The 6,631-nt window shown below is 32.4% G+C and carries 9 protein-coding genes; all 9 read left to right on the forward strand.

The window, feature by feature from the left end; genetic code table 11:
- On the forward strand, positions 1–656 hold a 656-nt coding region (locus HMPREF2794_RS07165), incomplete at its 5' end, for a hypothetical protein (protein ID WP_246839592.1).
- The gene (locus HMPREF2794_RS07170; RefSeq protein ID WP_004295376.1) at positions 649–1,671 is read left to right on the forward strand and encodes a TraJ family protein; all 1,023 of its coding nucleotides are present in this window, start codon (positions 649–651) and stop codon (positions 1,669–1,671) included. The genes HMPREF2794_RS07165 and HMPREF2794_RS07170, both read left to right, overlap by 8 nt.
- Before the next feature lie 32 nt (positions 1,672–1,703).
- Positions 1,704–2,318, forward strand: coding sequence for a conjugative transposon protein TraK (traK, locus tag HMPREF2794_RS07175; RefSeq protein WP_005647312.1), 615 nt, complete (start codon positions 1,704–1,706; stop codon positions 2,316–2,318).
- On the forward strand, positions 2,318–2,749 hold the full coding sequence (locus tag HMPREF2794_RS07180; protein ID WP_005647314.1) for a hypothetical protein: 432 nt from the start codon (positions 2,318–2,320) through the stop codon (positions 2,747–2,749). The genes traK and HMPREF2794_RS07180 overlap by 1 nt, the downstream gene beginning before the upstream one ends.
- A gap of 3 nt (positions 2,750–2,752) precedes the next feature.
- A complete protein-coding gene (traM, locus tag HMPREF2794_RS07185; protein WP_005647316.1) occupies positions 2,753–3,862 on the forward strand; it encodes a conjugative transposon protein TraM in 1,110 nt (369 codons plus the stop codon).
- A gap of 1 nt (position 3,863) precedes the next feature.
- Complete coding sequence (traN, locus tag HMPREF2794_RS07190) at positions 3,864–4,703, forward strand: conjugative transposon protein TraN (RefSeq protein ID WP_005647318.1); 840 nt, start codon at positions 3,864–3,866, stop codon at positions 4,701–4,703.
- Positions 4,704–4,715: 12 nt separating this feature from the next.
- On the forward strand, positions 4,716–5,219 hold the full coding sequence (locus HMPREF2794_RS07195) for a hypothetical protein (RefSeq protein ID WP_005647321.1): 504 nt from the start codon (positions 4,716–4,718) through the stop codon (positions 5,217–5,219).
- 2 nt (positions 5,220–5,221) lie between these two features.
- The gene (locus tag HMPREF2794_RS07200; protein WP_004295384.1) at positions 5,222–5,881 is read left to right on the forward strand and encodes a hypothetical protein; all 660 of its coding nucleotides are present in this window, start codon (positions 5,222–5,224) and stop codon (positions 5,879–5,881) included.
- A 2-nt stretch (positions 5,882–5,883) separates the two neighbouring features.
- Positions 5,884–6,525: an OmpA family protein gene (locus HMPREF2794_RS07205; protein ID WP_005647323.1), complete on the forward strand. Its 642-nt coding sequence runs from the start codon at positions 5,884–5,886 to the stop codon at positions 6,523–6,525.
- The last annotated feature ends 106 nt before the right edge of the window (positions 6,526–6,631 follow it).

The following is a 6,631-nucleotide window of genomic DNA, read 5'->3' on the forward strand; positions in this document are numbered from 1 at the left end:
TGAAAAGAGTGCTTTTATTTTTTTCCCTAATGTTGATTATTGGTACTTCTAATGTCTATTCCCAAATGCCTGTAAAGGATAAAGGGAAATGGAGCGTACTTAATAATATGGAATTTATGGATAGAGTACGACTACAACCAGAATGGTATCACTACTGGATATGGTATAAAAAGGTTTTGGGTATTAAAATTCCTTTGCCGGGCTTAGGGTTACACGACAAATACGGAAAGGAAGATAGACGTAATTTCCAGTTACAAGAAATTCCCATGATGGCAGCCGTAGAGTACAATAAATCAGAAACAGAAAAAGAAGGGTATAATGTCGATACCATATATAGACAGGAACTCTTCAAATTTGGAGATAAAGAAATTGATTATCAATATACTTTAACTAAAAATCGCAGAAATGATATTCTTAATGATATAAATAAAAAACTTGTCGAATATTCTTCTAATGGCGGTAATAAAGAACACGTTGAAGTTATAACTGATGAAGTTACTAGAATCAAAAAGAACATAGATATAATCCATGATTCACATATGAGTAACTCTAAAAAGAGAGAAGCCTATTTAGGTTTTGATAAAGAACTAATAGAAGTTCTTTCATTAATAACAAGATTGAATAATATAAATAAAACAATAATGAGCCATGAATGAGTTAATAGATAAATTCTTATTTGAATTATTTGATGGACTAAGAGATAAAACAACTGTTCTGTTCGGAGAATTTATTGCGGATGCGCAAGCATTGGCAGCAATCTTTATGTTATTATATTTTGGAGTAGAAAGCTTCAAAATGATGAGTGGAGATAAAAAATTAGAGATTATCCCATTATTGCGTCCATTCGCACTGGGATTGGTTCTTATGTTCTGGATTCCCTTTATTAATCTAATCAGTTATCCCGGAGAATTATTAACAGCACAAAGCAAGGCTATGTTTACGAACCAGATAGACGAAGTAGAATTACTTTCTCGTAATAGATATGCACTCATTGATAGCGTAGCAGTAGAGTTATTACATACTTCATTAGAAGTTGAAAGAGCCGAAAATGAAGTTAAGGATAAGAAATGGTATGATTTTAGTATAGACTTTTCAGCTATTGGAGACAAGATAGCTGGATTATATGTATATGTAGTCGCTAAGGTTAAAATGATAATGTTTAATATCATTGAATTTATTGTCGTTACTTTTTGGCAAGTATGTACCTATTTTGTCTTTTTCCTACAAATCATATTCACAGGAATATTAGTTATTCTTGGTCCACTAGCTTTTGCATTCTCTGTTTTACCTGCATTTCGGGATGCTTATATACAATGGATAGCTCGTTTTGTCAGTGTTAGTTTATATTCATGTATTGCATATATAGTATTATCAATTTCTTTAGTAGTAATGCAATATGGGATAGAAAGAGAAATTGAAATTTTAGAATATGCGCTTAGAAATGAAGCTGCATTTGTCATGTATGTCGGAATGACCTCTGGAGGTGTCAATAGCTTCCTTCTTACAGCATTACTTGGAGCATTTGCCATGCTTACAATACCTTTTGTTTCTACATGGATTGTAAGTACAACTGGAGTAGGGCAAGCAGTAGGAGGCATGGTTGGAGGAGCAGCCATCGCAACCAAAGCTGTAGCAGCTCCGGCTACAGGTGGAGCCAGTGCAGCTATGTAAAAAGATTCATTAAATTTTAAATTCACATAATCATGATTATTAAAAACTTAGAAAATAAAATCAAATTAGCCGGAATTTTATCCATTGGCTGTTTTGCAACTAGTATAGTTATTTCAGGTATGGTACTAGCCTTTTGTTTCTCTTTAGTGAAAGCTGAAAGAAAAAAAATATATGTTTTGGATAATGATGTCCCTGTACTAGTGAAACAAACTGGTACAGAAGTCAACTTGGAAGTCGAATGTAAAAGCCACATAAATCTATTCCACACTTTATTTTTCACATTACCACCAGACGATGAATTTATAAAATACAACATGGAAAAAGCCATGTATCTAATTGATGATAGCGGATTAAAACAATATAATAATTTAAAAGAAAAAGGATATTTCAACACCATATTAGCGAGTTCTGCAACAGTAACAATTATGACAGATAGTATCAAGGTGGACATGAACAACCTATCTTTTGAATACTATGGCATCCAACGTATAGAGCGAGAAACTTCTATTCTAAAAAGGCAACTTGTAACTACAGGGAAATTAAGACAAATTCCACGTACTGAAAATAATCCTCATGGACTTATTATCACAGATTGGAAAACGATACTCAACAAAGACCTAGATTATAAAGTAAAAAAGAATTTCTAATGAAACTGTTTAAACATAAAAAGAATGATAGAAAAGAAAGTATCAAGACTAAAGCCGAACAAGCTACAGTTGTTCTTCTTACTAAAATATTTCAAAAGTTCGGAGTTAATAACGCTTGTGAACGCTTATTAGCGTGGGCTGCCATACACCGTAAAGCCATGTTTGGAATTACGATTTCATTCCTTTCTTTCGTCACAATTCTATCATTAGTAATGCGTCCAGAAAGAAAGCCAATGCAAGTCTTCAATGAAGAAAAAAGCAAAGTACAAATTAACATTGATAGTAACCTACAAAAAAAACAAGTAGGAGTTCACGACTTGTTAGAAGTGATTAAAATGCAAAATGAAATTAATGAGCTAAGAAAAAATGGGAAATTAACTCCAGAAGACACAGTACGAATAAAAGATTTATACAATAAATTAAATAAATAGCGTATGAAACAGATTGATATTAAAAAGCCTAAGTACATCATTCCGATACTCATTCTACCTTTTATTCTAGGGATAGGATGGCTAGTTAAGGATATGATAAACTCTGCCCCAGCAGAAGAAACTACATTAGTAGAAACGGAAGAATTAAATCTTGATATTCCTGATGCTAATTTAGAAAAAAGAGAGATAAAAAGTAAATTTGAATCACTCAAAGGAGCTTTCAATAAATCTTCTGATTATTCATCAATACAAACCATAGATAAAGAAGAAGAAGTTAGCGAAATTGAAAGTTCTGGTTCTCTTTACTCCAATGATGAAATAAGGCAAATTGACAGTTTAAATCAAGCTTCTAGAATCCGGGAAAAGGAATTGGAACAACAAATAAAAGGATTTCCTACTATAGATGAATCAAGTCAAATAGAAACTAGAAAAGCTCCTGAAAAATCCAAGATGCAAGAAGAAATGGAGCTTTTTAAAATGCAAATGGCTTATATAGATTCATTGCAAAATCCACGTCCTAGAACACCTCAAAAAAAACAGGATGAAAAGCCAAAAGAAATGGCTATAGAAGTTGTAAAAGCGAAAAATCCCGCAGAAGTATATTTTAATACTGTAGGGAAAGAACAAAAAACTTCACTAATCACAGCTATATTAGATGAAACTCTAAAAGTAACAGATGGTAGCCGAGTACGCATACGGCTTCTAGATGATATAATGATTAATGATGCTCTTTTAACTAAAGGTACTTACCTATATGGGAATGTATCTGGCTTTAAAGCCCAAAGAGTACACATTAATATTTCCTCTATAATGGTTGATGGCAAACAAATGAAAGTAGATTTATCCGTATATGATAATGACGGACAAGAAGGTTTCTTTGTTCCTTCATCAGCTTTTAGAGATTTGAGTAAAGATGTTGGAGCGCAAATAGGAAGCCAAACTATACAAATGAACAGCCAATCAGAAGGAGTAGAACAATTCGCTTTAGGTGCTTTACAAGATGCTTACCGTAGTACAACCCAAGCTCTTTCCAAAAACATCAAAAAAAACAAAGCCAAATTAAAATATAACACACAAGTTTTTTTAGTAAACAACAAAGATAAAGAACAATAATATGAGAAAGATTTTTATTGCATTATGCACAATGATTTCTGTTATTACAGGAAATGCACAGAACACCCCTATTGGAGAAAACATCGAGCTTGCAGGTGAAAACCCAGAAGAACTAAAGGTTATATACGTCAACAAAGATGTTTCAACGCATTTTATAGCTATGGAAGATATAAAATATGTTGATATATCAGTCAATGATATTGTTGGCGATATTCCTACTGGTAACTCTCTTAGAATAAAACCCACAAAAGAAGGAGCTAGTGGAGTTATCACCATTGTTACAGAAAGATTTTTCGTACAATATATGCTAGTATATAGTAGCGATTTAGCAAAAGCATACACTCGCTTTAATATCCCTTATGCTGATTTACGTAGCTATATGAATCCAGAAGTGAACTTAACCAAAGCACAAATGTATGATTACGCACATAGAATGTTTATTTCAAAAAATAAATTCTATGATGTTTCCAGTAAAAGTAACCTAATGAAAATTGTACTAAACAATATCTACACATTAGATAAGTATTTCTTTATTGATATTTCTATGATTAATAAAACAAAAATACGATATGATATAGACCAAATACGCTTCAAAATAGAAGATAAAAAACAAACAAAGGCTACTAATTTTCAATCTATAGAAATACTTCCATTGATGCAAGTTAATAAGAATCTTGTTTTCAAGAAGAACTATCGAAATATTTTTGTCTTTGAAAAATTTACTTTCCCAGACGAAAAAGTTCTTACCATAGAAATATCTGAAAAACAGATTTCAGGACGTACTATAACATTAAGAATTGATTATGCAGACATTCTTCATGCAGATGCTTTTACTGAATAAAATTTTACGATTATGAAAAGAATAGCATTTCTTGTTATCACCTTATTTTTTTTCCTAAAGTCAATGGCTGGTGATGGTGATAAGTTTTTTAATATTTCAGGAGGTTGGCAATGGAAAAATACCGTCAATGCAGTTGTAGGGCTGGAGTTTGAAGGTAAATATCACAATGCTTATGAACTATATATTGATTTAGCTACAGCATATGATAAATGCCCGGTATGTAATAAGGTATGCTCTGATAGTTTCTGGAGCTATAAAACATTCGGCATAGGTGCAGCATATAAACCTACAATCTCACGAGGCAAAAACAGTAATTTAAGATGGAGGTTTGGAGCTGATTTAGGAGCTAACAGAAAAGGGTTTCAGGCTTCCATTGATATAGGTTTAGAATATAGCTATTCATTTAGAAATGGAATGCAAGTTTTTGTAATGCAAAAAAATGATTTTGTATTTTGGACACGTGACCATTTCCGAAATGGATTATTAGTAGGTGTCAAATTTCCAATAAATAAATAAGTATGAAAAAAATATATATAATTCTATTATCCATTATAGGGGTAATATCATCATGTACAAAACACGAAGATATTATAGACACATCATTACAGCCGGGTAGTATCTTATGTAGTGATGGAAGTATAGTGCATCCCTCGCTTTTTTCACCCAGTGAAAAAGAAGCCATTGGAGTTGTATTTTGGTGTAATGATGGGAATAATCCAAATATAAAAGAAACCGCTTATGCCGTTTCATTAGAAGATTTAGAAGAAAATCCTTTAATAGACACAGACGAGGATATAGCTAATGTTTCGGAAGATGAAAACAGCTTTGATGGAGCAGCTAATACTGCCGCAATAATGAACTTTGCTATAAAGGATAGTTTAGCTTATCCAGCAGCTCAAAAAGCTATAGAATATGCGCCAAAAGGTGTTACAGGTTGGTTTATTGGCTCTATCGCACAAAACAAAGCAATCTCTAATAATCTTGAAAAGGTATATTCTTCTTTCTCAATCATTGGAGGAACGCACTTTGATGGTTGGTACTGGAGTTCTACAGAAGATGGAGCAGGAAAAGATACTCCTAAAGTGTTTGCACTAATTTCTTCATTAACAAAAGGAAGAGCAACCAGTACAAGCAAAAGAAATTCATTTAAAATCAGACCTATTATAGCAATAAGATAATCATGAAAAAGAAAATAATTATACTAGCAGCCTTCGTTATTACATTTTTTACCGCATGTACTTCAACGCATATGATAACTTTCAGTAACGCTGAACTAAGCGACAAAGAAAAAGACATGATAGAAAATAATAGCAACTATTCAACCGCTTCAATAGTTGGTGGAAGTGCAAAATTAGTTAAGGAAGAAAGAGATAAAGCTATCCAAGAAAAGATAGAAGCTAGAAGAAATAAACTAAAAGCTATTGATGGCTTATCAATCTCCAGCTATAAGGATAAAAATGGAAAAGAACAATTTAAAGCAACAGCTCAAAGTGAAATCTTATTCAAATTTGATTCATATGAATTAAATGAAGAAGCTCAAAAAATGCTTTCTAACCTATGTAATATCATTACTGAAATACCCAATACTAAGATTAAAATAATTGGGCATACAGACAATATAGGAGAAAAACAATACAATATCATACTTTCTAAAAATAGAGCAGCAGCAGTAGGGAATTACCTTAGAACCGCTGGTATAGAAACAAACAACATAACAGAAGATGGGAAAGGATATAGCGAACCCATTGCAGACAATACAAGTGAAGCTGGGCGTGCTAAAAATAGGAGAGTAGAAATATTTATCACAAATGATGAATATTAAAAAGAGAGATTGCTATTAATAAAGACCGGGAGGTAAAACTCTCGGTCTTTGTTTTATAATCTGAAAAGAAATTGATACCGAATTTTCATTCCTGGCACACCCTGTA

Source organism: Bacteroides sp. HMSC067B03, assembly GCF_001811315.1.
GTDB classification, from domain to species: Bacteria; Bacteroidota; Bacteroidia; order Bacteroidales; family Bacteroidaceae; genus Bacteroides; species Bacteroides faecis.

What these genes read in the sequence shown, in the direction of transcription:
- HMPREF2794_RS07170 (WP_004295376.1), top strand. Translation starts at nt 649, where the DNA reads ATGAATGAGTTAATAGATAAATTCTTATTTGAATTATTTGATGGACTA.
- traM (WP_005647316.1), top strand. Translation starts at nt 2,753, where the DNA reads ATGAAACAGATTGATATTAAAAAGCCTAAGTACATCATTCCGATACTC.
- traN (WP_005647318.1), top strand. Translation starts at nt 3,864, where the DNA reads ATGAGAAAGATTTTTATTGCATTATGCACAATGATTTCTGTTATTACA.
- traK (WP_005647312.1), top strand. Translation starts at nt 1,704, where the DNA reads ATGATTATTAAAAACTTAGAAAATAAAATCAAATTAGCCGGAATTTTA.
- HMPREF2794_RS07195 (WP_005647321.1), top strand. Translation starts at nt 4,716, where the DNA reads ATGAAAAGAATAGCATTTCTTGTTATCACCTTATTTTTTTTCCTAAAG.
- HMPREF2794_RS07205 (WP_005647323.1), top strand. Translation starts at nt 5,884, where the DNA reads ATGAAAAAGAAAATAATTATACTAGCAGCCTTCGTTATTACATTTTTT.
- HMPREF2794_RS07180 (WP_005647314.1), top strand. Translation starts at nt 2,318, where the DNA reads ATGAAACTGTTTAAACATAAAAAGAATGATAGAAAAGAAAGTATCAAG.
- HMPREF2794_RS07200 (WP_004295384.1), top strand. Translation starts at nt 5,222, where the DNA reads ATGAAAAAAATATATATAATTCTATTATCCATTATAGGGGTAATATCA.